Annotated in this window: 21 protein-coding genes; 15 read left to right on the top strand and 6 right to left on the bottom strand. The window is 41.7% G+C overall.

What is annotated here, in order from left to right; genetic code table 11:
* Positions 1-2: 2 nt before the first annotated feature.
* The 9 genes from IJ00_RS19645 to IJ00_RS19605 all read left to right on the top strand — a co-directional run bounded on the left by IJ00_RS19645 (position 3) and on the right by IJ00_RS19605 (position 8,217).
* The gene (locus tag IJ00_RS19645) at positions 3-725 is read left to right on the top strand and encodes an energy-coupling factor ABC transporter ATP-binding protein (protein WP_035155817.1); all 723 of its coding nucleotides are present in this window, start codon (positions 3-5) and stop codon (positions 723-725) included.
* 10 nt (positions 726-735) lie between these two features.
* A complete protein-coding gene (locus IJ00_RS19640; protein ID WP_035155813.1) occupies positions 736-1,119 on the top strand; it encodes a VOC family protein in 384 nt (127 codons plus the stop codon).
* Positions 1,120-1,180: 61 nt separating this feature from the next.
* The gene (locus tag IJ00_RS19635) at positions 1,181-1,663 is read left to right on the top strand and encodes a hypothetical protein (protein ID WP_035155810.1); all 483 of its coding nucleotides are present in this window, start codon (positions 1,181-1,183) and stop codon (positions 1,661-1,663) included.
* Between the two features lie 189 nt (positions 1,664-1,852).
* Positions 1,853-3,622, top strand: coding sequence for an iron uptake porin (locus IJ00_RS19630; RefSeq protein ID WP_371259615.1), 1,770 nt, complete (start codon positions 1,853-1,855; stop codon positions 3,620-3,622).
* A 221-nt stretch (positions 3,623-3,843) separates the two neighbouring features.
* Positions 3,844-4,854: a hypothetical protein gene (locus IJ00_RS19625; protein WP_035155808.1), complete on the top strand. Its 1,011-nt coding sequence runs from the start codon at positions 3,844-3,846 to the stop codon at positions 4,852-4,854.
* A gap of 595 nt (positions 4,855-5,449) precedes the next feature.
* Positions 5,450-6,106 (top strand): DUF1361 domain-containing protein, encoded by a 657-nt coding sequence (locus IJ00_RS19620; RefSeq protein WP_035155805.1) that lies wholly within the window; start codon positions 5,450-5,452, stop codon positions 6,104-6,106.
* A 150-nt stretch (positions 6,107-6,256) separates the two neighbouring features.
* Positions 6,257-6,856 (top strand): tRNA-(ms[2]io[6]A)-hydroxylase, encoded by a 600-nt coding sequence (locus tag IJ00_RS19615; RefSeq protein WP_035155802.1) that lies wholly within the window; start codon positions 6,257-6,259, stop codon positions 6,854-6,856.
* 156 nt (positions 6,857-7,012) lie between these two features.
* On the top strand, positions 7,013-7,717 hold the full coding sequence (locus IJ00_RS19610; RefSeq protein ID WP_035155799.1) for a ComF family protein: 705 nt from the start codon (positions 7,013-7,015) through the stop codon (positions 7,715-7,717).
* Between the two features lie 50 nt (positions 7,718-7,767).
* Complete coding sequence (locus IJ00_RS19605; RefSeq protein WP_035155796.1) at positions 7,768-8,217, top strand: PPC domain-containing protein; 450 nt, start codon at positions 7,768-7,770, stop codon at positions 8,215-8,217.
* Between the two features lie 206 nt (positions 8,218-8,423).
* On the opposite strand, the gene cobS is transcribed toward IJ00_RS19605, so the two are convergent.
* Positions 8,424-9,200: an adenosylcobinamide-GDP ribazoletransferase gene (cobS, locus tag IJ00_RS19600; protein WP_035155795.1), complete on the bottom strand. Its 777-nt coding sequence runs from the start codon at positions 9,198-9,200 to the stop codon at positions 8,424-8,426.
* A 409-nt stretch (positions 9,201-9,609) separates the two neighbouring features.
* Between cobS and IJ00_RS19595 the strand changes: the two genes are divergently transcribed.
* The 3 genes from IJ00_RS19595 to ndk all read left to right on the top strand — a co-directional run bounded on the left by IJ00_RS19595 (position 9,610) and on the right by ndk (position 11,992).
* Positions 9,610-10,053: a hypothetical protein gene (locus tag IJ00_RS19595; RefSeq protein ID WP_035155792.1), complete on the top strand. Its 444-nt coding sequence runs from the start codon at positions 9,610-9,612 to the stop codon at positions 10,051-10,053.
* 205 nt (positions 10,054-10,258) lie between these two features.
* Positions 10,259-11,362, top strand: coding sequence for a tRNA guanosine(34) transglycosylase Tgt (tgt, locus tag IJ00_RS19590; protein ID WP_082127361.1), 1,104 nt, complete (start codon positions 10,259-10,261; stop codon positions 11,360-11,362).
* 180 nt (positions 11,363-11,542) lie between these two features.
* Complete coding sequence (gene ndk, locus IJ00_RS19585; protein ID WP_035155791.1) at positions 11,543-11,992, top strand: nucleoside-diphosphate kinase; 450 nt, start codon at positions 11,543-11,545, stop codon at positions 11,990-11,992.
* Positions 11,993-12,198: 206 nt separating this feature from the next.
* Here the strand turns inward: ndk and IJ00_RS19580 are convergent, their stop codons facing one another.
* The gene (locus IJ00_RS19580; protein WP_035155788.1) at positions 12,199-12,930 is read right to left on the bottom strand and encodes a TerC family protein; all 732 of its coding nucleotides are present in this window, start codon (positions 12,928-12,930) and stop codon (positions 12,199-12,201) included.
* A gap of 267 nt (positions 12,931-13,197) precedes the next feature.
* On the opposite strand from IJ00_RS19580, the gene IJ00_RS19575 reads away from it, so the two are divergent.
* Positions 13,198-15,627 (top strand): type II CAAX prenyl endopeptidase Rce1 family protein, encoded by a 2,430-nt coding sequence (locus IJ00_RS19575; RefSeq protein WP_035159338.1) that lies wholly within the window; start codon positions 13,198-13,200, stop codon positions 15,625-15,627.
* Positions 15,628-15,762: 135 nt separating this feature from the next.
* Here IJ00_RS19575 and dnaK read toward each other — a convergent pair whose 3' ends face one another.
* From dnaK to IJ00_RS29190, 4 genes are all read right to left on the bottom strand, one after another.
* On the bottom strand, positions 15,763-17,664 hold the full coding sequence (dnaK, locus tag IJ00_RS19570) for a molecular chaperone DnaK (RefSeq protein ID WP_035155787.1): 1,902 nt from the start codon (positions 17,662-17,664) through the stop codon (positions 15,763-15,765).
* A gap of 437 nt (positions 17,665-18,101) precedes the next feature.
* The gene (gene rpoD, locus IJ00_RS19565; RefSeq protein WP_035155784.1) at positions 18,102-19,277 is read right to left on the bottom strand and encodes an RNA polymerase sigma factor RpoD; all 1,176 of its coding nucleotides are present in this window, start codon (positions 19,275-19,277) and stop codon (positions 18,102-18,104) included.
* Positions 19,278-20,893: 1,616 nt separating this feature from the next.
* Entirely contained in the window at positions 20,894-22,831 is a 1,938-nt protein-coding gene (gyrB, locus tag IJ00_RS19560) for a DNA topoisomerase (ATP-hydrolyzing) subunit B (RefSeq protein ID WP_035155780.1), read from the bottom strand.
* Between the two features lie 103 nt (positions 22,832-22,934).
* Positions 22,935-23,198 carry a hypothetical protein gene (locus IJ00_RS29190; RefSeq protein WP_168163394.1) on the bottom strand — a complete coding sequence of 88 codons (264 nt, stop codon included), beginning with the start codon at positions 23,196-23,198 and terminating at the stop codon, positions 22,935-22,937.
* Here IJ00_RS29190 and miaA point away from each other — a divergent pair.
* Both miaA and IJ00_RS19550 read left to right on the top strand, forming a co-directional pair.
* Complete coding sequence (miaA, locus tag IJ00_RS19555) at positions 23,110-24,006, top strand: tRNA (adenosine(37)-N6)-dimethylallyltransferase MiaA (protein ID WP_035155778.1); 897 nt, start codon at positions 23,110-23,112, stop codon at positions 24,004-24,006. The genes IJ00_RS29190 and miaA overlap by 89 nt on opposite strands.
* A gap of 42 nt (positions 24,007-24,048) precedes the next feature.
* Positions 24,049-24,774, top strand: coding sequence for a GDSL-type esterase/lipase family protein (locus tag IJ00_RS19550; RefSeq protein WP_035155776.1), 726 nt, complete (start codon positions 24,049-24,051; stop codon positions 24,772-24,774).
* Positions 24,775-24,786: the final 12 nt, after the last annotated feature.

Raw genomic sequence — 24,786 nt, 5'->3', positions numbered from 1 at the left:
TGGTGTCTGCAATTGCTGTGCAAGTAGAGGATTTAATCTATGCTTATCCCAACCAAAAACCTGTATTACAGAGAATTTCCGTGAATTTTCATTGTGGCGATCGCGTGGGATTAATGGGAGCAACTGGTTCCGGGAAAAGTACTTTATTGGAAAACCTCATCGGCATTAAACAACCCCAGAGTGGGAAAATTATTATTAATGGGATTCCAGTTCAACCAACAACCCTACCTCAAATTCGTCGCTCCATCGGTTTTGGTTTCCAGGATGCCAACGATCAGCTATTTATGCCCACCATTTTGGAAGATATCACCTTTGGTTTACGAAACTATGGAACCCCCATAGCGATCGCCCAAGATAAAGCCCGCCAATTACTGATAGAATTCGGTTTAACAGCCTATGCTCAACGTTCTGCCCATGAATTATCTGGAGGACAAAAACGACTGGCTGCACTAGCGGCTATTCTGTCCCTAGAACCGGATATTTTGATACTTGATGAACCTACAACGGGTTTAGATCCAGCTTGGCGACGCACCTTAGCACAGGTTCTGTTAAACTGGCAGGGCAAGGTTCTACTGATTGCCTCCCATGATTTGCAATGGTTAAAAAAAGTCACCCAGCGAGGCTTAATCCTAGCCAACGGACAAATCCATATTGACAGAGACATACAGTCTATTTTCCAAGAACCAGATACCCTCGAAAACCTGGGTTTACCTCTTGACTGGTAATAGGGCAAGTATGAAAATTAGCAAAATAGACCACATTGTTCTCACCGTTCACAATATCGAGAAAACCTGCGAATTTTATCAACGTGCTTTTGGTTTAGAAGTCATCACCTTTGCCAATTCTCGTCAAGCATTACAAATAGGAGAGCAAAAAATTAATCTCCACGAATTCGGCAAGGAATTTACACCCAAAGCGCTTCAACCCACACCAGGAGCAATTGATATCTGTTTAATTACCCCTACTCCCCTGTCTCAAGTCCAACAGCACCTCATTTCCTGTAATGTGGAGATTATCGCAGGTCCAGTGATTCGTACTGGAGCTATGGGAGAAATTATTTCCCTATATTTGCGAGACCCAGATGGTAATTTAATAGAAGTTGCAAATTATCTGAAATAATCATAAAAAGTGCTAAATCTTTCGGTAGGATGATTGGGAATTCATCACTGATAAGGTTTTCATGGTTGTGAGGAGTAAATATTTTGCTATTAGTACTGTTAGCCTCAGCATTAGCTTATTACTAGCTAGTTGCAATCCCAGCAAGCAGTCTCAATGTGAACAGTTAATTACCGCAGTGAATCAGGGAACCATCCTACTCGACAAAAATAAAGGTTCTCAAGTGACTACTAGTGTGCAATTGGCTAACGATTTACAAGCAACTAGTAAAAAAATTCAAGAACTGAATATTCAAGATCCCAAACTCAAACGACTTCAAAGTGATTTTGCCACAAATTTTCGTAGTCTCAGCCAACATATTACCAAAGCCGCGAAAGCTCTCAGTACAACCAAAGCAGCAGAAGCAAATGCTACAGGTAGATCCAAAATCCAACAAGCTCGCAATGAAATCGATAATTCTTTAAAAGCTGCGGCGATCGCTGCCAAAAAATCTGATACCCTTGCAGTTCAACTCAATAAGTACTGTAGCCAAAAAGTCGAAAAGTAGGGACTTGCCAATCACGACATATCCCAAGATGTAGTGTTAGTACTGGTATCACTACCCATTTCAACAGCAAACTCAGTAACTTTTATCACTTATTTAACTGAAAAAATCCTGAGACCCCAAAATTTATCTGTCAAGAAAATTAGTGGTGTCTTAGTAAACCAGAATACAATGAGTGATATTAATCTACTGATGGCGGGTGTCCTGGTCACAGGACAGACCTATTTGCCAGAATTACCAGAAAAACCCTTACAAAATCAGCCAGAAGCGCCAGTAAGCAGGGATAAAATTTCCCAAAATCAGGATACTGTCTCGGCAGAACAGACAGCACCAGAGGAGCTAGAAGCCAGTCCAGAATATACCCCGCGATCGCCCCAGGTAGAGAATCAAAATATACCTGACTCCATACCGCCAACTATTACTCCCCCAACTGCTCCCGAATTTTTGGAAACAGACGAGGGAATGTCCCAGGTGACATCAGTCTCACAGCTACAAGATGTCCAACCCAGCGATTGGGCATTTGGGGCTTTACAATCCTTAGTAGAGCGTTATAACTGCATAGCGGGGTATCCCAATGGTAATTATTTAGGGAAGCGTGTCATGACTCGTTATGAGTTTGCCGCAGGTTTATCAGCTTGTTTAGATCGGGTGAGTGAAATATTAGCTAGTAATACTGATAACACCGTTAAACAAGAAGATTTAGCCGCACTCCAACGTCTGCAAACAGAATATCAAAAGGAATTACAAGAATTTCAGCAGCGAGTCACTTCCCTAGAAGCCAAAACTACAGAATTAGCAGCTAACCAATTCACCACCACTACCAAGCTAGTTGGACAAGCAATTTTTAGTCTTCAGGGAACCAGTTCCTCAGATGTTGATTTATTTCCTAGAGATGGAAAACCAGAGAGGAAAGCAGAAACAAACCTCACCTTCAATAACAGTGTTCAACTCACCTTAGCAACTTCCTTTACAGGTAAAGATTTATTATTAACTGGATTATCCGCAGGTAACTTAGGTTCTTCTGCATCCCAAGTATTTACTAATATGGGACGTTTAGGTTTTGAATCCGATACCGGAAATGATTTATATCTAAATGAGCTATCCTACCGCTTCCCAGTTACAGAGAATTTAGGAATTGTTGTGGGTACAGCAGGTGTGAATACAAACAGCACATTTCGCGGGATTAATCCCCTTGAAGGTTCTGGAGATGGAGCAATTTCCCTCTTTGGACAACGTAACCCAATTTTAGCCATTGGTAACGGTACAGGTGGTGTCGGTTTAGACTGGCAAATTAGCGATCGCGTCAGTTTACAAGCTGTTTACAGTGCAGAAATTCCCAACTTCCCAGGGGATAAAAGATATGGTGGTTTCCTTGGTGGTAGATACACCGCAGGCGCTCAACTCAGCCTTGCACCCACTGATAATCTAGATGTTGGCTTACACTATCTCTTCTCCCACTCCCCTGACGGTATTCTCGGTACAGGTGTTGGTGATGCTCAGTTAATTTCCCCCTTTGCACCCACCACAGAAATGAATACCCACGCGATCGGTGCTACCATTGCTTGGCGAGCTACCGAGAATTTACATTTAGGTGCGTGGGGTGGTTGGACACATTCCGATCCAGTTAACCTCTCAGGAAGCGTAGAAACTACAAATTGGATGCTGTTTGCTGCATTACCCAATTTAGGTCGTCCCGGCAACCTCGGCGGTATTATGGTAGGACAACCACCAAAAATTACCTCCAGTAATTTACCCAATGGATTTAATTTCCCCAATTTCTCCGAAGGGGGAACCAAAGGTGGACGAGATGACACCTCTTTACACGTAGAACTTTTTTATCGCACCCAAATCACAGAGAACCTTTCCTTAACTCCAGGTGTATTTGTAGTATTCAACCCAGATCATAATGCTAGTAACGATCCTCTGATAGTTGGTGCGTTACGAGCGACTTTCCGGTTTTAATGTCCTATCGGTGTAAAAGTAAGCAAACTCATACTGAAAATATCCCCAAACAAGCACATAATACTAATTTGCTGTCAGAGGTAGTAGTCTCTATACTGTCATTGCGACCGAAGGGAAGCAATCTCATTATCCTAAAACCACTACGACAGAACGCAACTTGCTATAAGTCGGGGATATATATCTTTTTTTAAATCTGCAAATACCTTAGGGCAATCTTTTCAATGACTTTAACATCAAACTCTTTTGCCAACTGTCGTACCATCCTGGGAAGTAGTAGCTTGGCATTACTACTTCTGAGCTTAGGAGCATCCCATGCCCTAGCTGATATTAACATTCAAACAACAGGAACATTGTCCGGAACAATTACCCTACCCAGCTTTAATCCAAATTTTAATCAGGGTACTACAAGGGTTGACACAGACGACAAGGGTACATATTCCCGTAACGGAGTCCCCGTATACACTTCAAATTACGTCAAATTTAAAACTAATAATGATGGTAGTTTGAGCTACTATGTCGATTTTAAAGGCATACCTGTAGTTTCCTATGATAGTATTTTGAACTCCCCTGTACTTGCTGATGGCAAATTAAGCACTTTTAAATATCAAGGAAAGCTAGACGTTAACCTACGAGGTACTGTCCAAGATGAACTAACCATCGATGGTTTGTATACAGGTATTGTCACCGATCCTAAAACCGGACTGAAATATCAAGGAACTTTTGCACTTCGTGGCGAAGGACCAAGGTACAGTAAACCTAATGGTGGACAAAGTCCCACCGTTTTTGACTTTAAATCAGATATTCCTGGCACTCCCACAGTCACATCTTACAAGATGACTGATAGCCCTTTGGTTAAGTTAAAAATTACTGTTCCTAGCAATACAACCCCTATAACCACTGGAGGCAACACAAATAATCCTCCCACAACTCCCACAACTCCCGCAACTCCCGTCATTCCTACGAATCCAACAACTCCCACAACTCCTATTTCTTCGCCTTCCCAACCCATTCAACCCATTCAACCCACTGCACCTGTTGTTTCCAACTCTAACTCACCCATTATTTCTCCGAATGGGACTGTAGAATTTAGTAGTGGTCAATTTGTGAATGTCGATAACATTAATACAGACCCTAAAATACTAGCCTCAGCCATTAATCTGCCCAAAGAGCAAACAAAACCCAAAGTTCGTGGCAAAAAAATTGGTCCCCAGAGTCGGGTACTTCTGCGCTAGTTTTTCTCAGACTTTTCTGGAATTTCACCACTCCAGCTTGAAACTACTAATACAGTGATGAGCAAGGCAACATCTCATTCAGGATTTTTCCTGGTGGGAGGGTTGCCTTTCGTGTTCCATATATTATGTGGGAATTATCCAGATACAAGCTATTTATGTCAGTACGACGTCAGTAAGCAATCTCAAAGTCTGATTTTCTCATCATTGTTGCGTAAGTTCTCTTTATAGATACGCTATCCTAGTACAAGTTGAGTAAACAATTTCAATTCAAAACAATGATAAGATAACTCTCCAATATCAAGCTAGTACAGGAGGGCTAAAATAAACCACTTATTCCAAATTTCTGAAACACTTGCAGCAAAGTAATTACGTTAGCGTAGCTCTCCCAAAGGGAGCATTATGAATTACGAATTCCGCGTAGCGGTACTAGTTTCAAGTTTGTCTCACCGATACCCTGTATTTAATCTATATTTGACATCTATATTTATCAAAAACGATATCTATAAAATTCCCAACCATCCAATTGAATCAGTAGCTAAATTGACATCACAGAGGGCATTGAAAAATCTTGCGTCAATCTCACTAGGAAACATTTATGAAAGTAGAACTAATTGAATTATTTTCCAGAGTTATCCAGGTTTTACAAATCAATATGAGATGGATGACCTGGAATTTATTTCTAGCGTTTATTCCCTTAGTTTTAAGTGTTTGGTTGTTCCGGAAAAAACGGGGACGCTCTTGGGTGTGGTGGTTAGGTTTTACCGTCTTCTATGCTTTCTTACCCAATGCACCCTACCTCCTTACAGATATTATTCACTTAATTGATGATATTCGTACAATTCAGTCCATATGGATGATTACCTTAGTGTTATTTCCCGTATATGCCATAGTAATTTTTGCGGGATTTGAAGCCTATGTGATATCTCTCATTAATATGGGTTATTATCTACACCGTATTGGCAAAAGTCAATGGATTGTACGGGTAGAGTTATTAACCCATGCTCTGAACGCTATTGGTATTTATTGGGGCAGGTTTCTACGCTTCAATAGTTGGGATTTTATCACTCAACCTGATGCTATCCTCACCAAGGGAGTGGAAGAACTTTTAGGTAAGCAGCCTCTAGTTATTATTGCTGCAACTTTTATAATTCTTACTGTCTTGCATTGGTTGATGAAGCGAGTTACCCTCGGCTTTGTCAGAAACAACAATGACGACTTAATGATGCACACATCTAACAATCATCAATTATAGTTTTGTTTTATTTTTAGGCATCTTTGGCTATATAAAAAATATTGCTCAAGGATGTCCTAAATAGTGTGATTTAATTTGTATTCTTCTCTATTCCGAATATTTTCTAGGTAAAACAAGGTAAAATCATAGTGAAGTTATTGATATTTACTTGTGAATTCCTCCATTTTGCCAACGATTAATGCTCTAAAGCAACCCACCGGAGAAGGATGGGTGGAGCAGGCAATATCTAATTTAAATACTATCTTACTTGACCATTCCCTGTGCGAACGCAAAGCCGCCAGTGCAGCGCTAAATATGATTTTTCGCTATCCTTCTAATACTAAAATGGTGCGAGAATTAACGAAAATTGCCCGTGAAGAATTAGAGCATTTTGAACAGGTAAATCAATGGTTAGAAAAGAAAAATATTCCCCTCGGAACCTTACCTCCTCCACCCTATGGTGCTGCATTAAAGGCACAAATTCGTACTAAAGAACCAGAAAGGTTTTTAGATTCTCTATTAATTAGCGGTTTAATTGAAGCTCGTAGTCACGAACGTTTAGGACTTTTAGCAATCCATTGCCCAGAGGTAGAGTTAGGAAAATTCTATCGGAGTTTAATGGCTTCAGAAGCGCGTCATTTTGGTACTTACTGGGTGTTAGCTGATACTTACTTTGAGCGAAATGTTTTCATGGAGCGTTTAGAAGAGTTAGCTGCGGTGGAAAGTGAGATTCTGTCTGTTTTACACCCAGAACCAAGGATTCATAGCTAATTTTATCGGGTGTTGTCCCGGCGTTAGAGATTTGGGATTCAGGAAATATTTGTTACAACAGTTAGAAACAGCGATATCGCCAGTTGTTCTTGTATCTCCAAAATGGTGACATCACGGACGCTTTCCCCTGTTATCTGTATACTCATTTCCTAATCTATGCAATTTTGGCAACAACCCGTTGAAAAGCTTTTAAAATTATTTCTTAACTCTCCCTGTCCATTATGTCAGCGTCCCACGAAACAAGAGATATGTGAAAATTGCATTAAGCAGTTGTATAAATGCCAACTGAGTCACCCCAATAATTTATGGCATGGTTCCTTACCATTATTTGCCTGGGGAAAATATGGAGGAATTTTAAAACGGGCGATCGCCACCATGAAATATGATAATCACCCGGAAATTGGTTATGCTTTGGGTAGATACCTCGGTGAATCCTGGTTATTACATTCTCCCTTGGCAAACAAACAGCTGTTGGTGGTTCCTATCCCCATGTACCCAGAAAAAGAAAAACAACGGGGGTTCAATCAAGCAACATTAATTGCTCAAGGTTTCTGTGAAATAACTGGGTTAAAATTAAAACGAAACGGCTTAAAAAGGGTACGCTCAACAGAAGCACAGTTCGGATTATCTTTTGTACAGAGAGAAAAAAATCTATCAGAAGCATTTGCGATCGGTGAAGATTTTCGTCAACGTCCGCAGTTTCCTGTAATACTTGTTGATGATATTTATACCACTGGTGCAACAGCCAAGTCTGCTGTACAAACCTTTCGTCAAACTGGTATCGCAATCTCTGGGATGGTTACCGTTGCTGCTGCGGCTAAAGCTGAAGAAAGGCAGAATTCTGCGACAAGCCCTATCTAGGGAAACTATAATTAACCAAAACTCGCTATTTTGTAGAAAAACTGTAGGGAATGATGATAAAAGCTCTGGGTTGGCAAAAAGTTGTATTAATTCCGACAACTTTCCTGGTAATTAGTTGGAGTACAGCTGCTTTGGCTCAAGCAAACAAGTTGTATAATCCCATTCCTCTCAAGGCAAGTGAAATTTCTGACAATCTTTCTGATAAAGATATTCCCACAGGTCAGGGTGGCTATGCCCGTGATTATTTAGTGCAGTTGAATAAGGACGATAATCTGGCGATCGACCTGAGTTCTGAGAATTTTGATAGTATTATCACCCTCCTCGGTCCCGATGGTAACACAGTTGCCGAAAATGACGATGGTCCCGATGGCAGTAGTAATTCCTTACTATTTACCCGCATTACTAAAACGGGTACCTATGTCGTGCGTGTACGTTCCTTTGGTGAAACGGGAGTAGGTACTTTTAAGTTGAAGGTGACAAGACTACAACCGATGAAGTAGAAACAGGTGATGGGAAAATGATTGCGGGCATTTTGCCCGCCTATTGCCTGCAAAAACTATCACCCATTAAAATAATTCGTAATGCTCCCTGCTCCCTGCTCCCTGCTCCCTTCGGGAGAGCTACGCTAACGGGAGAGCTACGCTAACGGGAGAGCTACGCTAACGTAATTACGTTTTGTGAAGGGGATTTCAACCCCCAAAGTTAGTTAAAAAATCATAGTCATCACACACAAAAAAATAGCTTCTGTCCATTCGACAACAGCGCCGTAAGTATCTCCGGTATGTCCACCAAGTTTGTGGGTAAACCAAGCACCTACAAGAAAACTAGTCATACTACCAGCAAGTAGCATGATGATAGTCGTATGAAAATAATTTTTCCCTAGGAGTATCCCCAAACAAGTCGCTCCAATTACTAGAAATAATCCGGGGAACCAATCTTTATAATTTTGAATCACTTGTTTGTGAAATGCACCTTTACCAGTGGGTTTAAGATACGGGTAACGGGCGATCGCCCAGAGCTGTCCCCACCTTCCCCATGCACAAGCAGCAATTAACACCAACCAGCGATGATTGGGAATATCTGTCAGGGCAGCTGTTTTTAGTAAAAGAATGGCGATCGCAGCCATAGCACCAAACGCACCTGTCACACTATCTGCCATCACTTCTAGTCGTTTTTGCGGTTCAGTAACTGCCAAGCCATCGGCGGTATCCATTGCACCATCCAAATGTAACCCCCCAGTAATCAAAACCCATCCGCCAATGATAATTGCGCTACGAGTGAATATCGGTACACCAAGGATATCCATCAAGGTGTCAAATACCGCTAAAATACCCCCAATAATTAATCCGACAAGGGTGACAAATCGCGCTACTCCTTGAAAATCTAATTTGTCCAGATATGGCAGAGGAAGGCTGGTATAGAATATAACTGAACTGGCTACATTTAAAAGTAGTTGTTTCCACCACTGGCATTCCCTAAACATATTGGTTAAATTAGTGACAACTCTTAGTAGTTATTTGTTGATTCAAAAGCCTCTATATCAAACATGACGCTTAAAAATCCGTCACACTTGGTAACATCGTTTTTTGAAGGTTTAAATAAGATTTATTCCTGTAACAAATTCTCCTAGGGACTTTTGTTATGCTTGATTCAGTGAAGTTATAGGGACATATGTATAACTTATAACTTACGAAAACTACCAAGAAGTAACAATATTTATCGAGTACATTTTTGGTGTTTTTTTCCACAAAAGAAGTTATCAAAAATAACGAAGTATTCTACCCATAAAGTTGATAATTATTAAAAGATAGGGAGTCAACAAAGTCAAAGATATAAATTAAATTATTTCCTGCTAAGTTGTATCTCACCTGCGCTCCTAAAGCTATTAGATTATGACTCATCATCTACCCGACAGCAAGATACCTGCCCCGTGCATCATCAATACAGGCGTGATTGTCAACAAGCTTGATATAAAGCGGTTGCTAGCGGATTTGGGAAGAGTCCATTACATCTATACCCTAGACAGCGAGTTACAAAGCGAAGGGGATGGAGATGTCATGGAAGTATTTGCCAATCCCCAGCGTTCGACTCTCGTTGCCAACCATGCACTTTATATCAACATTTATAGTTTTGATTATCTGGAATTAGAGCAATCACCAGAAAAGGAAACCTACTTTGATTTAGTGCAAGAAGGTATGCGTCTGCGATTGATTCCCCTTTCTACCCCTCTACAAGAAAAGCAAGAACGCTCTTTAAATGTGAGCGCGATCGAGGCAATGATGGAGCAGGTATTATCAGCTCGCTGGGATGCAGAATTTGATGATGATTGTTTTTAAGTACTGTTTTAGCTGTTTTTGGCGATGATTTTTGCCTGATTGCAAACTAAGGGAGTAGTAAAAACTAAATTATCTCATCTTATGGGACAGGCATCCTTGCTTGCCCCATTGTTCTGATGGAATATGTTCCACCTTTCCCCCTTCCCCTTACCCCGGTTCCATTGCTACTATTAGCGATTAGTCCTTAGCGATTAGTCATCCTGTCTTGAGTAATCATTTTTCTTTCCAACCCATCGCCCAATCAAGTGGTACAAAAGCCAGAGCTGGAGTATTTCACACTCCCCATGGGATTGTCGAAACTCCCCGATTTATGCCAGTGGGAACCCTTGCTAACGTCAAAACTATTACCCCTGCCCAACTCCGGGATACGGGAGCGCAAATGGTGTTATCTAATACTTACCACTTGCACCTGCAACCGGGAGAAGATATTGTGGCTGGAGCTGGCGGCTTGCATAAATTCATGGGTTGGAATGGTCCGATGTTGACCGACTCAGGCGGATTTCAAGTTTTCAGCCTCAGTGACATGCGGAAAATTACAGAAGAAGGTGTAACTTTTCGTTCTCCCCATGATGGACAAATCATTAATTTAACCCCAGAAAAATCCATTGAGATTCAGAATAACTTGGGGGCAGATGTGATTATGGCATTTGATGAATGTCCTCCAGCAACGGCGAATCGTCAAGAGGTTGAAGCAGCAACGGAGCGTACTTACCGTTGGTTGGAAAGGTGTATTACTGCCCATAAACGGGAAGATCAGGCATTATTCGGGATTGTGCAGGGTGGAGTGCATTTAGATTTACGTTCCCAAGCAGTGGCAGCTTTGACACAACTAGATTTACCAGGTTATGCCATTGGTGGGGTGAGCGTGGGGGAAGAACCAGAATTGATTCATGCAATTGTTCATGCAACCGCACCATTATTACCCTACAACAAACCACGTTATTTAATGGGGGTGGGCACATACAAAGAAATCGCTATGGCGATCGCCTCTGGGATTGATTTATTTGATTGCGTCATTCCTACCCGTTGGGCAAGACATGGTACAGCAATGGTACAGGGTGAACGGTGGAATTTGAAAAATGCCAAGTTTCGAGACGATTTTCAACCTTTAGATGCAAGTTGCCCCTGTTACACTTGTCAAAATTTTAGTCGTGCTTATATTTCCCACCTAGTGCGATCGCAGGAAATTCTTGCCTATACCCTACTGAGTATTCACAATATTACAGAACTGATTCGTTTTACCCAAAAAATCCGCCAATCTATTATCAATGATAGCTTTGCCGAAGATTTTGCCTCATGGTTGACTTAGGTAAGAATCAAGGATTGTCAGGTGAATAGGTAAACGATAAGGGTTTCCTTACCATCCGTGAAGTTAACAACACAAATAAGATATTCTGTGATTGGTCATTAGTTACTAGGAATGTTGCCATTAGACAATAATTCGGTACTATTGACAATTGACTAGTTTGTTAACTTTGAGGAGATAGCTGTGGAACGTACTTTTCTCGCAATCAAGCCCGATGGTGTACAACGTGCATTAGTTGGTGAAATTATTCGTCGTTTTGAAACCAAAGGTTTCACCCTCGTAGGTTTAAAATTATTACACCCCACTCGGGAATTAGCGGAAGCCCATTATGCTGTCCATAAGGAAAGACCTTTTTTCGCTAGCCTTGTAGATTTTATTACCTCTGGTCCTGTGGTGGCGATGGTTTGGGAAGGTGAAGGTGTGGTTGCTGCTGCACGGAAAATGATTGGTGCTACTAATCCTCTCACCTCAGAACCTGGAACCATTCGCGGTGATTTCGGCGTGAATATTGGTCGTAATATTATTCATGGTTCTGATGCTGTGGAAACTGCTCAACAAGAGATTTCCCTATGGTTTACTAGTCAAGAATTAGTTAGCTGGCAGCCGACTATCATGGGTTGGTTACACGAGTAATACCCAAGGGGTGCAAAAAGGAAAGGGTAAAAGGGAGGGAATGGATATATTTTTCCTGATTATTTACCCTTTTTCCATTCACAGACTTGTTATTTTGTGATTTCTGGCTCTGAAGCTATTTCTTCCCTAGAAGGGTAATTTTAACTGGGACTGGGCTTATGACTACAATTGTATTTTGAAGCGTATCATCTTACGAGCCAATACAATTACTCAGTGACTTTTTGCTTTTCCGGTTCTGGGGGTACTTCAATAACTGTAATCTCATTCCGTTGAGTAAAACCCCAAGCTAAAATGGCAGCGATCGCAGCAATCATTAGCCACTCTGGAGGCACAAAATCGTCATTGATGACTTTCAATAGTAAGCGTAAGCCAACTAGAGCCACAGTTATATAACCAGCATCTTCTAAATTGGTAAATTCATCTAGCCATTTGATGAATAAACCTGCCATGAAACGTAGGGTAATCACCCCAATGGTAGTACCAGTGATCACGAGCCATCTTTCACTAGAAACGGCGATCGCTGTTGTCACACTATCTAGGGAAAAAGCTAAATCTGTTAAAGCAATTATCGGTATTACTTGTAACAGGGAAGTAAAGCGGGGACCATGGTGATGATGTCCATCTTCTTCCTCTGGGGAGGTAAAATGCTGGAAAACTAACCATAGCAAGTATGCTGCTCCTAGGAGTTCAAATTGCCAAAACTGTTGTACCCAGGTTGCTGTAAGTAGTAATGTAATTCTTAGCACATAAGCAACGACTAGACCCAGATTTAAAGCTTGCTGTTCTAGTTTTTTATCTTCCAAACCTTGGGCGATCGCAGCGAGAGCAATGGCGTTATCGGCAGAAAGTATAGCTTCTAAGCAAATTAATACCAGAAGTACTATTGGCGCTTCAACGCTGAAATGAAAGTTTAGAAAATCAAAAATTTGGTCGAGCATTCCGGTTTTCTCAAGCAGCGTAAATTAAAACTTAGCAGGAATAAGGAAATTAATATATACAGTGCAACAAAATAGCATTCCCTATCTAGCTTAACTTGTTAGGGATAATTTCCAAAGTCCCCTATTTTAGTGGAGTATTTATCGGTTCAATGGATAACAGGAAAGAAAAATCCCAACCCCTGTAATTATTTGATGATTTCTTCATCTCCCAACCTCTGTGGGGATTGCTATAAAATCAAAATTACTGTCTTGGGTGAGAAATATTACATGAGGTGGAAATTTCAAGCTAAGCAAAAGTTGGCTATTTTTCTATTGCTAGTCACTGTGTTGGCTGTAGTCTGTTTCTATCCTCGTCAAAAGCAGATTATTCTCCCTGATAAAAACTATTGGATTCACGCCCAACAAAGTTTTAATCAGCCTCAGTATTATCCCTTAAATCAACAGATAAACCCCAAATTATATCAACCTGTGGGTAATTGGGTGGGAAGATTAATTTTACCTCAACCATCGGAATTGACAGATGGTCAGGATTGGGTATGGATGGAGGTAGAATATGCTCCCGATTCTCGACTGATTGGCAAAATTGCTCGCTTAGAATGGCAAAATATTCCCCCAACCCAAGCTTATCTCCAAGCTGTTACACGAGATATCAACTTTCTTCCCAGTACCTTTGCTAGTCAAAAACTCGGTATTATTCACCCAGAGCGTCTCAATCAAGTACGACAGGTAGGAGCATTGCGATCGCTGGCGGGGGCTCGTCCCTATGATGATGTTATTGTCAGCTTGGATAATCCCCAGGAAAAGCAAGGAAAAGACGGTGAACCGATTCTGCAAATTACCACGGAACCCCTATTAGTCACGGGACGTTTCTATGGTTTAGTGAAAATTCTCCAAACAGTGGAAAATTCTCCAGAATATTTCCATACTCAACACTATAATCCTATTTCCAGAGGTTTTGATGGGGAACTGGAAGTGATTCACATTCCCCAACAGGTTATGGACACTCGGAAATTTTTTCCTTCCATTGTTAAAGGTATAGAAAAATCTCAAGTTGGGGAAAAAGGTTGGTATATATACGGTGCTAAGGATGGGAAGGGAATATTTACAGTTCAAGGGATAGTACCGCGATCGCTATTGCAACTGACTGGCGAAGGTAGAGAAATTGGTATGGATGCCCTATTGTACTACCTGCGTTCCGAAAACTGGCGCAAAACACCGGAAAAAAAGGGAAAAATCAGTAAAATTGCCATCCAACACACTGCCCAATCTCCCTGGAAATTAGGAGATACTGCCATCATTCTCCATCTTTTTGGTGGTATTGGTGGGGAAAAAGCCGAAAGTCAGGGGGTGATTGCCACAGTAACTGGACACTTTTCATTTGGAGTAGCAAAAGTTATCCATGACCCTTTCACCCAGGAGTTAAAATTTGCCATCCAATATTACCAAGTTTACGCCCATAATCCCAATGGCATCATTGCGGGTAAGCATTCTTGGGTTGACTATATGGGTAATTTACAGTGGGGTTGGTTGTCAACACGGGGTATTTCTGATGTCGTTGTCAAATTAGATGCGGTGACAGAAGATTATGATTTTAATGGCATCAAGTTATCTGCTCTGCGGGAATTTCTGCGACAACTAGAGGTGACAATGGCACGATATCGGGTGGGTGATGGTACAGGAAGTGCGATCGTGACTCCGGCAACATCATGCATTCAAGATTCTAGTCAAGCATTATTTACAACCATTCAAACTGTCAAACAGCAGGTTGAGGCAAATTCAGAAATTACCCAATGGTTAGATTCTCACCCCAACCATCCCCAAACTCTCCGCTTTCGCCAACTTGCCTCCCTCGGTTCTGACTTAGAAGGATTATTAACACCCCTGGGTATAGTCCGTGCCGATTGGCAGAGTAATAACGGTATAATTGCGGGGACAGGAATTGGCAAAACTTTCCAAGACCGCAGTATTTGGGCTGGTTTGACGAGTTGGCGTACCATGATGCCTCGACAGGCAGAGGATGAATTAGCTACCTTATTTTTTCGCCATGGGGCAGATTTGTGGTTTCTCCGCAGTAACCAAGTGGGGGGATGGCAGGATGGAATTTTACCCATTGCTCCTACCCCTTTACTCGGTAGGATAACCTTTCCAGGGACGCAGATATCTTTTGTCTCTGTATTAATCAATCGGTTTTTAGCCGCGATCGCCATTCCCCAAGGAAAAGATTGGCAGATAGCTGGGATTACATTATTGGTATATGGGGCGATCGCCATTCCCCTTGGTTCTTATTTCGGTTTTCTCCGGTGGCGTATCTGGCAAACTCATTGGTTTAACTATATCCTAGTCACCTTACAAATCTTTGTCTTGACTGCCTGGGGTGAAGAATTATTTTTTCGGGTGCTAATCTTACCCTATCCCAGAGAATTTGTACATGGGAGTGTCTGGTTAATGTGGGCAGGATTCAGTTTAGGCTTATTTGTGATTTATCACCCCATCAATGCCAAAACTCTATTTAAAGCTGGATATCCCCTCTTCTTTCAGCCTCTATTTCTGATTCTTGCATCTATGCTAGGCATAGCTTGTACAGTTGCCTATTATTTAACCGCTTCCCTATGGGCGATCGCTCTGATTCATGGAATTGTTTTACAAGTTTGGCTGTTCTTTCTCGATGGCAAGGCGAAAATTTCTACTGAGCCATAAATGAAAAATCCCCAGGCAAATCTCACATTTACCATAGGGATAAACAATATGATAGACAGACAAAACCCCTACCCTATCCTCGCCTTACCAAAGGGAGGGTAACATTAGGCGGGTGGGGTATCTGTCGCAAGCAGATTACTTAGACTCGGTAAAGTCAGCATCAATCACATCATCACCACTGCCACTGCTAGGATTTTGAGGAGCTTCAGCATCGCTAGGAGCATCTGGTGCGCCACCGCCTTGTTGGTAAATATTGCTACCTACAGCAAATAAGGCTTGTTGCAATTCTGGCATCAATTTCTTGATTTGCTCATCATCATCTTTAGTGACAGCTTCCCGTAAATCCTTAACTAAACCTTCCACTTTAGTTTTGTCGGCTGCGGGAACCTTATCACCCAACTCTTGGATTTGTTTCTCAGCTTGGTACGCGAGGGAATCAGCTTGGTTTTTGCGGTCGATTTTCTCCCGACGCTCCTTATCATTAGAGGCATTTTGTTCTGCTTCTCTAACCATCCGTTCCACATCGGTTTTATCCAGGGTGGAAGCACCTGTAATGCTGATGGACTGTTCCTTACCAGTACCCTTGTCTTTCGCTGTAACGTTCAAGATACCGTTAGCGTCAATATCAAAGATAACTTCGATTTGAGGCACACCACGGGGCGCAGGGGGGATACCATCTAGCTTGAAAGTTCCCAGACTCTTGTTATCGCCTGACATTTCCCGCTCACCTTGGAGGACGTGAATTTCCACGTTGGTTTGTCCATCCACCGCAGTTGAGAAGACTTCAGATTTCTTGGTAGGAATGGTGGTGTTACGAGGAATAATCTTAGTCATTACCCCACCCAGGGTTTCCACACCTAAAGATAGTGGTGTTACGTCTAACAACAGAATGCCAGTAACATCACCAGCTAGGACACCCGCTTGAATTGCCGCACCAACAGCTACCACTTCATCAGGGTTAACGCTTTGGTTTGGTTCTTTACCAAGCACTCGCTTCACAACTTCCTGTACCGCAGGAATCCGGGTAGAACCACCAACTAAGACTACCTCGTCAATTTTTTCCTTGCTGAGTTTGGCATCTTGTAGTGCTTTTTCTACAGGGATACGACAACGGTCAATCAAATCTGAGCATAATTCCTCAAATTTGGCACGAGTCAAGGTCATTTCCAAGTGCTTAGGACCGTCTTGGGTAGCAGTGATGAAAGGTAAATTGATTTCTGCTTGGGTAACGCTAGATAGCTCAATTTTGGCTTTTTCTGCCGCTTCTGTCAGACGCTGTAAGGCTTGTCTGTCCTTACGGAGGTCAATACCTTCATCTTTTCTGAAGGTTTCTGCTAAGTAATCAACAATCTTCTTGTCAAAGTCATCACCACCAAGGTGAGTGTCACCAGAAGTTGCTAATACTTCAAATACACCATCCCCTACTTCCAACACAGATACGTCGAACGTACCACCACCCAAGTCAAATACAAGAATAGTTTCGTTATCTTTCTTCTCAAAGCCGTAGGCTAGGGAAGCGGCTGTAGGTTCGTTAATGATACGTAAAACTTCAATACCAGCAATTTTACCAGCATCCTTAGTGGCTTGACGCTGGGAATCATTAAAGTAAGCAGGAACGGTAATTACGGCTTGAGTAACAGTTTCGCCAATATATTTGCTGGCATCCTCAACTAATTTCCGGAGAACTTTCGCAGAAATTTCTTCAGGAGCAAATTGTTTACCTGCTTGAGGACAATCTACCTTGACGTTGCCGCCACTTTGTACAACTTTGTAGGAAACTTCTGTTGCTTCGTTTGTGACTTCGTCGTAACGCCGACCGATAAAACGTTTGACGGAGTAGAAAGTGTTTTCTGGGTTCATCACCGCTTGGCGCTTGGCGATTTGACCTACTAGGGTATCACCATTCTTGGCAAATGCTACCACCGAGGGTGTTGTCCGAAACCCTTCTGCATTGGCGATAACTGTGGGTTTTCCACCTTCCATTACTGCTACGCAGGAGTTTGTCGTACCTAAGTCAATTCCAACTACTTTTGCCATTGTAGGTGCTGGCTCCGTATTACTACTAAATGAACTACTAAATGAATGGGAGTATAAAGGTTAATTTTGGAACTAAACGGCTGTTTGGCAGCCAGTTCAGCATCAATACCTTTGCTTGAGCTAGGGTACAACCTTTTGCTGCTGATATATATACTGAGCCTGTGTAGCCTGTCCATGAAGGGTGGTTTCCCGAACCTAGAACAGGGCGGTTACGTTACGTAAGCTGTTAGCTAGCTCATATATTTTGCTTTCACTGTGTCTAATGTATGAGAATTAATACGGAAGTTAGTTCTGGTGAACCGTAATTCAAAGGTGGTATTTGCCGCCAAATTTCCCAGCTTGGCAAATATATTCCACATAGAGCGAAAAAAGACGCGACATAATGTCGCGTCTCGAAGTCAGTCTTTACTATCTATAAGTCCTATTCGGAATGGTGATTAACGGATGTATTCTTTCAGAACACTATTCCGGTTGGGGTGGCGTAGTTTACGCAGTGCTTTTGCTTCTATTTGGCGAATCCGTTCGCGGGTGACGTTGAAGATTTGACCGATTTCTTCTAGGGTTTTCATCCGACCGTCATCCAAACCATAGCGCAAACGTAAAACATCACGTTCACGGGGGCTAAGACTATCTAGAACCTTTTCTAGGTCTTCTCGGAGTAAGTTCTTAGAAACTTGGTCTTCTGGTGTCTCACCATCGGACTCAATGAAATCGCCCAATCGGGAATCTTCTTCCTTACCAATGGGTGTTTCTAGGGAAATGGGTAATTGAGCTGATTTGGCAATAAATCTCAGCTTTTCAATGGTCATTTCCATCCGGGTAGCAATTTCTTCCTCGGTGGGTTTGCGACCCATTTCCTGGGAGAGTAATTTAGTTGTTTTCTTGATGCGAGAAATGGTTTCGTATAGGTGGACTGGCAGACGAATTGTCCGAGATTGATCTGCGATCGCCCTTGTGATTGCCTGACGAATCCACCATGTGGCGTAGGTAGAGAATTTATAGCCTTTCTCGTGGTCAAATTTTTCCGCAGCTCGAATCAAACCGAGACTTCCTTCTTGAATTAAGTCTTGGAATGATAAACCGCGATTCATGTATTTCTTGGCAATTGAAACTACAAGACGCAAGTTAGATTGCACCATTTTATCTTTTGCCCGTCTACCGATGTGCAAGCGGTAACGGAATTGGGGCAACGGTATTTGTACTGCCTCTGCCCATTCGCTATCCTTGGGGTCTCGATCCAATTGTTGGCAAAGTTTTTCCCGGATGCGTTCTAGCTCCAGTAAATCGGCGATTTTTCTTGCCAATTCAATTTCTTCATCAGCACGTAACAAACGAATGCGACCAATTTCTTGCAGATAAAGACGAATTGAATCTTCGGTGTAGTGCTTTTTCTTTGTTTGCGATCGCCGACGCGATTTGGCGGTTTTCTCTGATTTTGTATCTTCCTCGTCAGACTGAGCTTCTAAGAACTCTTCGTCTAGTTCGCCTTCATCGCTGATTAGCAAGTCCTCTTCATCATCTATCAAGAGTTCCTCTAACTCCATATCCGATGGAGCTATTGTCTCTAAGTCAGGCTGATAAATGCTTTCGAGTACGTTGTTAGCCTGGTTCATGCCGCGTTCCTCATGCTCCTTGCAGAATCAATTACTCAAGATATGCAACCGCTCTAAATTCCACTCAGGTATTTACCTTGATGTCGTTAAGAGGGTTCAATATTGTTTTCCTCAGATTTGGTGGCGAAAAATCACCCATAAAGTGCTGATTTCAAGATGAGGCTTGGAGAATTTAATCGTCTCTAAGTCGTACCTTGGTCTTAGCCCTGAGTTACTCGGGCACTCACCTTATGAATAAATCCTTCACCTTAGTCAATGCTTGTGCAGATTCAAGACAAAACTCCTGCGATGAGGTTGTATATAACTCATCTGGTTGAAAAAATTTACCATTCCATACAAATGAATAGGAGTGTTGGAAGATTTTTTGTAAAGACTGTTCCGATTGTAGCCTGTTTCACAGAAATTGCACTCTTTTTGTGTGATGTCCATGAATTATTTTCATGAGGGTGAAACCTGATTTACTTCTATCCAGATATAAACTAGTGGTCTTTCCCTGACATTTTGCCAAAAACTTTGTCGGATACCATCTGCATTGGTTTTAGGTATTGTACACAACATCATGACTAACTAAGATGAATTGATTCTCCATTGTGAATTTCGCCAGATATCTCTTCGTACCCATATTTAAACTTCCTTGATCATTTATTGATTGGGAATTTACGTTAATCTGTCTGTGAAAAACACTCTGTGAATAATTCCAAGTTTTCATTTAGTGATGTGAGTAGGTTTACCTGACAAATGCCAATTTCTCAAACCGATAGTTCATTTGCAACAAAATCAGCCTCAGAACTGAGTTATAAGAATTTACTTCACTTCTTTTGACTGATAAGTCTGAGCGCATCTGGAAATTTCAGCCCTATGAAACTTGACAAACTTCTCCTATTGTATACACCGATATTCTAATCAATTCAAAAAGAATTTGACAGATAAACATAATCGATGTTTTACCACCGAGAATAGTAGTGCATTAGGTGAATGCAAAATATACTTTTACTAGTTTGAGACTGAGACAACAGGTTTGATTAAACACCGTTGTAATAATTCATTTTAATCACTGATTTGTCTAGTGTGTAGAGATTCGCAATGAATATTACCCAGAATCTTACAGAGAGGGATTTTTACTAAGTTAGGCGTGGTTTTACGGCAATCGAGTATGTCAAAATCTTTGTGCTGTCAGCATTGAAGATGGATAGAGAAAATCAATTGACAGTAATTTACGTGGAAAAATAACATCAATTTACGTTTTCAATAAATGTTTTTGTTGCTACTGCGAGAAAGTATAAATCGAGGATAAATACTTAAGTGCTTACTTGAGGCTAGTTATGTAGTCAGTATATACGTATTCACACAAAAAACCCTAATATTGGGTGTATTCAGGGTTTAGATGGGAAGAATATACGGTGGAAAATATTTTTTTATTGAGAAAAAATCAAATTTTACAGATGTATCAGTTTAACTAAATTTTAATAAATTGAGGGAATTATAAAATCTCGAAAAATTTATTTTCTATGGTCAGGTTAGTTGCTAGCAAGTGAGGAAAAAGGGGAAAGGAGAAAGGATTATAGATGAAATACTGCTATCTTCTGCTTTCCACCTTCTGCCCTCTACTTTTTTAACTAAATATCCAAATCAGTGAGGTTGAGTTTAGATCCGTAGGTTTCGATGAATTCTCGACGGGGGGCGACGCGATCGCCCATAAGAATAGTAAATATCCGATCGGCTTCTGCTGCATCCTCAATCTCTACCTGCTTGAAGGTGCGGCTTTCTGGGTTCATGGTGGTTTCCCAAAGCTGGGTTGGCATCATTTCCCCTAAACCTTTAAAGCGCTGAATTGTGTAGTTCGCATTATCTGGGAACTGCCGGATGATTTGTTCTTTCTCGCGATCGCTAAAGCAATAGTAATGATTCCGCCCACGTTCTATCTTGTACAGGGGTGGACAAGCAATATAGATATGACCTTGTTCAATCAATGCGCGTTGATAGCGATAGAAGAAAGTCAGCAGCAGGGTACGAATATGGGCTCCGTCTACATCCGCATCGGTCATGATTACGACTCGATGATACCGTAAGCCAGAGACATCAAATTCCTCACCCTTAACACCCAAACCCAGTGCAGTGATGAGGGATTGGATTTCATTATTTTTGTAAATCTTCGAGTCATCGGTTTTTTCAATGTTCAAGATTTTACCACGCAGGGGCAAAATAGCTTGAAAACGTCTGTCCCGTCCTTGCTTGGCACTACCACCTGCCGAATCCCCTTCTACGATGAAGATTTCCGACTCACTAGGGTCACGGGAGGAGCAATCTGCCAGTTTTCCGGGGAGAGGGGAAGATTCCAGAACAGATTTCCGACGGACTAATTCCCGCGCATGACGAGCAGCTTCTGCGGCTTTAAATGCTTGAATGGCTTTATCTAAAACGGAGTCAGCCACACCAGGATGGAACTCTAGGTATTCTGTGAGAACTTCTCCCACCAGGGAATCGACAATCCCCCGCACTTCTGTATTCCCAAGCTTTGTTTTAGTTTGCCCTTCAAATTCTGGGTCGGGGACTTTCACAGAAATTACTGCCGTCAAACCTTCGCGAACGTGTTCTCCACTTAGGTTAGAATCACCATCTTTAAGTTTGTTACGTTTACGAGCGATCGCGTTCAAGGTTCTGGTGAGTACAGCTTTCAAACCTTCTAAATGGGTTCCTCCGTCTACGGTACGAATATTATTGGCAAACCCTAGGACATTATCTGTGTAGGCATCGGTACACCACTGTAATGCCACTTCTATTTGGACATTATTCCGCTCACCATGGACGAAAATAATCTCCTCATGCAGTGCTTGCTTGTCACTGTTCATGTAGGCGATGTATTCTCGAATCCCACCCTTATACTCATAGCTTTCAATCTTGGGCTGTTCGCTCTTTAATAGTTCCAGGCGATTATCTGTAAAAGTTATTTTCACGCCTGCATTTAAATAAGCTAGCTCCCGCAGACGATTAGCTAAAGTTGTGTAATCAAACTCTGTAACAGTTGTGAATATTTGGGTGTCTGGCTTAAAGCTTACGGAAGTACCTGTACGAGCCTCCTTATAGGGTTTCGCCTCCAAATCCCCAATGGCTGCACCCCTTTCATAGCGTTGCGTATGGACTTTTTTGTCCCGCCAAACTGTCACCTCTACCCACTCTGAAAGGGCGTTAACTACAGAGATACCCACACCGTGGAGTCCACCAGAGACCTTGTAACCGCCACCGCCAAATTTACCACCAGCGTGTAGCACTGTTAACACAGTTTCTAAGGCTGATCTCCCAGTTTTGGGATGCAAATCCGTAGGAATACCGCGACCATCATCTGTGACAGTCACAGAACCATCGGCGTTTAGATCCACCTCCACATGGGTACAATACCCCGCCAAAGCTTCGTCAATGGAGTTATCAACCACCTCGTAGACTAGATGGTGAAGTCCTCGCGGACCAGTGGAACCGATGTACATCCCCGGTCGTTTGCGGACGGCTTCCAGCCCTTCCAGAACTTGAATCTGATCGGCACTGTAACTGCTCGTCATGAAAATTCTCCTAACTTTGTGGGGTGAAGTTGCCAAAAGGCATAAAAGTTAAAAACACCCCAAGATTCTAGCACAAAAGCCTTCAAGGCGACTCTAGGGCTTTTTAGAGAGTTTTTTGTATGGGGGATATATCTGAGATGGAATGTTGATTTTTCCCGTGGGAAATCAAGGAAAGGTGTTTTGCCGTCAAACGATGAGTGGGGAAATAAACTTTGGCGATCGCGGAGGAAATGAGAGAATAGGGGCGACATTCAAGAAGCAGCAATGATTGGGATGGAATGACACGATTGATTGTAATTTGTGGAGCAACGGCAACGGGTAAGTCTGGTTTGGCGATCGCCTTGGCAAAACGTTTGCATACTATCATTATTAGTGCGGACTCACGGCAAGTATATCGAGAATTTAATATTGGTACGGCAAAACCGACAATTGGGGAGCAGAAGCTAGTACCCCACTATTTGATTGATGTCTGCGAACCGACGGAAACTATGACTGTTGCTGACTATCAAGAGCAAGTACAACAATTAATTAATTCTGTTCCCCAGTCTTGCTCACTCTTGGTTGGTGGCACTGGTCTATATATTAAAGCTATTACTAGGGGTATGAAAATCCCCCGTGTCGCACCAAATTTGCAATTGCGATCGCAGTTGCAAACCCTAGGGCAAAGACAACTATATCAGATGTTGCAACAAGTGGACGCGATCGCTGCCAGTAAAATTCATCCCCATGATGCGGTAAGGACTTTGCGAGCATTGGAGGTATTTTATATTACGGGTTTTCCTATTTCCCAACAACAGGGAGAAAATCCACCTACCTATCCTATTTTACAGATTGGTTTAGACTGTAATCCTGATGAGCTTAACCAACGCATTGCCCAACGCACAGAAAAAATGATTGCCGATGGTTTAGTTGACGAAGTGAGAGATTTATGCAACAAATATGGTTTAAACTTACCTCTTTTGGAAACTTTGGGCTATCAAGAAATTAAGCAATACCTCAGGGAAGAAATTTCTTTAGAAACTGCCAAACAAGACATCATTTTACATACTCGTCAATTTGCTAAAAGGCAGCGTACTTGGTTTCGTGCTTATCCTGAGATTGCTTGGTTTGATGCTAACAGTGGAAATTTGCTTGATGATGTTTGGCGAACAATTGAGGCTTTTCTCCTCAGTTAAAATTATGTACTGACCGTGATTACAGATTGACTTTTAAATATCATGTTTTTTTATATTTCCTTGGGATTAAATATACTTTTTATCTTGTTCGCTATAGCTTTTGTTGTCCGTCGGGGGGGAGTATCCTATTTAAAACAAAAAATTTCTCAGATTCTTAACCCCATAGATGAATTTAGTCCTGCTAATTATCCCGCTTATTATTGGCATAAGAAAAGCCAATTTGAAAGCCTGCCGAGTGGGAAAAATGATATCATTATGCTAGGTGATAGTTTAACAGATGAAGCAGAATGGTCTGAGCTATTAGGTGGATTCAATATTCTCAATCGAGGAATTTCCGGGGATACAACTGATAGAGTTCTTTATCGTTTAGATTCGATAATTAGTTATCCTCCCAACAAAATATTTTTACTGATAGGCATTAATGACTTAATTAATGAGAATCGAACAGTTAAAGATACTCTGATTAAGTATGAGACAATTCTCGATGAATTTAAGAGAAGAATTCCCCAAACACAGGTTTTTGTGCAGAGCTTATTGCCTGTAAATAATAACTGCGAAAGATTTTGGCAGGATAATCAAAATATTATTAGCTTCAATCAAGACTTACGAAAATTGGCGTTGAAATATGATTATCTTTATCTGGATTTATTCCCCAACTTAGTCAATACAGAAGGAGAAATGGATAAGCAATATACCCATGATGGCTTACATTTACATGGGCAAGCATATCAAATTTGGCGAGATATAATTAAACAGTATATTCCTTAAACAGGATAACTT

Source organism: Calothrix sp. 336/3 (assembly GCF_000734895.2).
Classification (GTDB): domain Bacteria; phylum Cyanobacteriota; class Cyanobacteriia; order Cyanobacteriales; family Nostocaceae; genus 336-3.
This window is presented reverse-complemented; position numbering and strand designations above follow the sequence as displayed.

What these genes read in the sequence shown, in the direction of transcription:
- IJ00_RS19620 (WP_035155805.1), top strand. Translation starts at nt 5,450, where the DNA reads ATGAAAGTAGAACTAATTGAATTATTTTCCAGAGTTATCCAGGTTTTA.
- IJ00_RS29190 (WP_168163394.1), bottom strand. Translation starts at nt 23,198, where the DNA reads ATGATAGTATGCAAACGTTTTGCCAAGGCGATCGCCAAACCAGACTTA.
- IJ00_RS19635 (WP_035155810.1), top strand. Translation starts at nt 1,181, where the DNA reads ATGGTTGTGAGGAGTAAATATTTTGCTATTAGTACTGTTAGCCTCAGC.
- IJ00_RS19630 (WP_371259615.1), top strand. Translation starts at nt 1,853, where the DNA reads ATGGCGGGTGTCCTGGTCACAGGACAGACCTATTTGCCAGAATTACCA.
- IJ00_RS19610 (WP_035155799.1), top strand. Translation starts at nt 7,013, where the DNA reads ATGCAATTTTGGCAACAACCCGTTGAAAAGCTTTTAAAATTATTTCTT.
- IJ00_RS19550 (WP_035155776.1), top strand. Translation starts at nt 24,049, where the DNA reads ATGTTTTTTTATATTTCCTTGGGATTAAATATACTTTTTATCTTGTTC.
- gyrB (WP_035155780.1), bottom strand. Translation starts at nt 22,831, where the DNA reads ATGACGAGCAGTTACAGTGCCGATCAGATTCAAGTTCTGGAAGGGCTG.
- IJ00_RS19605 (WP_035155796.1), top strand. Translation starts at nt 7,768, where the DNA reads ATGATGATAAAAGCTCTGGGTTGGCAAAAAGTTGTATTAATTCCGACA.
- IJ00_RS19575 (WP_035159338.1), top strand. Translation starts at nt 13,198, where the DNA reads ATGAGGTGGAAATTTCAAGCTAAGCAAAAGTTGGCTATTTTTCTATTG.
- IJ00_RS19580 (WP_035155788.1), bottom strand. Translation starts at nt 12,930, where the DNA reads ATGCTCGACCAAATTTTTGATTTTCTAAACTTTCATTTCAGCGTTGAA.
- IJ00_RS19640 (WP_035155813.1), top strand. Translation starts at nt 736, where the DNA reads ATGAAAATTAGCAAAATAGACCACATTGTTCTCACCGTTCACAATATC.
- IJ00_RS19625 (WP_035155808.1), top strand. Translation starts at nt 3,844, where the DNA reads ATGACTTTAACATCAAACTCTTTTGCCAACTGTCGTACCATCCTGGGA.
- rpoD (WP_035155784.1), bottom strand. Translation starts at nt 19,277, where the DNA reads ATGAACCAGGCTAACAACGTACTCGAAAGCATTTATCAGCCTGACTTA.
- miaA (WP_035155778.1), top strand. Translation starts at nt 23,110, where the DNA reads ATGACACGATTGATTGTAATTTGTGGAGCAACGGCAACGGGTAAGTCT.
- IJ00_RS19595 (WP_035155792.1), top strand. Translation starts at nt 9,610, where the DNA reads ATGACTCATCATCTACCCGACAGCAAGATACCTGCCCCGTGCATCATC.
- dnaK (WP_035155787.1), bottom strand. Translation starts at nt 17,664, where the DNA reads ATGGCAAAAGTAGTTGGAATTGACTTAGGTACGACAAACTCCTGCGTA.
- cobS (WP_035155795.1), bottom strand. Translation starts at nt 9,200, where the DNA reads ATGTTTAGGGAATGCCAGTGGTGGAAACAACTACTTTTAAATGTAGCC.